This window comes from Achromobacter maghribensis, from assembly GCF_057334215.1.
On sequence record NZ_JBHFII010000051.1, the window covers coordinates 1 to 1,404 of the forward strand.

The window sequence follows — 1,404 nt, forward strand, 5'->3', positions numbered from 1 at the left end:
AACAAGCCGCGACGACCGCTGGCGGCGTCGTCCAGCAATCGGCGGACGCGCTGCACAGCGCCGCCGCCGCGCTGCCGTCGTTGCCGCCGGCCCCCGCCGCCGCGCCCGACATGGGGTTCCTGCACTTTGTCGCGCAGAGCGACTTCGTGGGCAAGAGCCTGTTCATCATCCTGATCCTGATGTCGCTGGTGACCTGGTACCTGATCCTGGTCAAGGCCGCCAGCAACGTCAGCATGCGCAAGCGCGCGGCCGACTTCCTGAACAAGTTCTGGAACGCCAGCTCGCTGGAGCAGGTCGAGCACGAGATCACCACGCACGGCGCGCGCGACCCGTTCTCGCATCTGGCCAGCCACGCGATGCACGCCCAGGCGCACCACAACAAGTTCGGCGCGACCAAGCTGGAAGAGTCGGGCAGCAATTCCGATTTCGTCACCCGCACCATGCGCAAGGTCATCGACGAAGAAACCGCCAAGCTGGAAAACGGCCTGACGGTGTTGGCGTCGGTGGGTTCGACGGCCCCGTTCGTCGGCCTGTTCGGCACGGTCTGGGGCGTCTACCACGCCCTGGTCGGCATTGGTCTGTCGGATGGCGTGACCATCAACCGCATCGCCGGTCCGGTGGGCGAAGCCCTGATCATGACCGGTCTGGGCCTGGCCGTGGCAATTCCTGCGGTGCTGGCGTACAACACCTTCGTGCGCAACAACCGCGTGTTCCTGTCGCGTCTGGATGCGTTCGCGCATGACCTCTTCGCGTTCCTGACCACGGGCCAGCAAGTGTCGCTGTCCGATGGCAAGGTGCGCGCCCTGCGCCGCCAGAACGGCAATGGCACTGCGGCTCAACGCGGGAGCGAATAATGGCCTTTGGCAGCTTCGAGGGTAAAGGATCCGGGAGCCACACGGTTTCCGAGATCAACATGGTGCCCCTGATCGACGTCATGCTGGTGCTGCTGGTGATCTTCATCATCACGGCGCCGCTGCTGGCGCACTCGATCAAGATCAACATGCCCCAGGTGGCCGCGGAGCAGATCGAGGAAGAGCCCAAGACCGTGGACCTGGCGATCGATGCCAGCGGCGCGCTGTTCTGGGACGAAAAGCCGGTCAATATCGACGACCTGCCCAACCGCTTCAAATCGATCGCCGGCACCAAGCCGCAACCGGAAATCCGCATCCGCGCCGACCAGAACACCCGCTACGAAACGCTGGCCAAGGTCATGGCCTCGGCTCGCCGTTCGGGGATGTCGCGTATCGGATTCGTCACGACGCCGCCTTCGGGCGGGGCCGCCGCCACTGGCGCGCCGGCCGCGGGTGGTCCCACCCCGGCTCCCGCTGTGGCGCCGTCCGGCCGGTGAACGGATCCCAAGGAAAGGGGCGCATTTCGCGCCCCTTTTTTTTCGGATCGCGCTAG

Annotated in this window: 2 protein-coding genes; both read left to right on the top strand. The window is 65.6% G+C overall.

Annotated elements, in window-relative coordinates; all coding sequences use genetic code 11:
• Positions 1–854: MotA/TolQ/ExbB proton channel family protein (locus ACE039_RS22735; RefSeq protein ID WP_485823399.1), on the top strand; the 854-nt coding region annotated here is incomplete at its 5' end.
• Positions 854–1,348, top strand: coding sequence for an ExbD/TolR family protein (locus tag ACE039_RS22740; protein WP_105558489.1), 495 nt, complete (start codon positions 854–856; stop codon positions 1,346–1,348). The genes ACE039_RS22735 and ACE039_RS22740, both read left to right, overlap by 1 nt.
• Positions 1,349–1,404 lie beyond the last annotated feature (56 nt).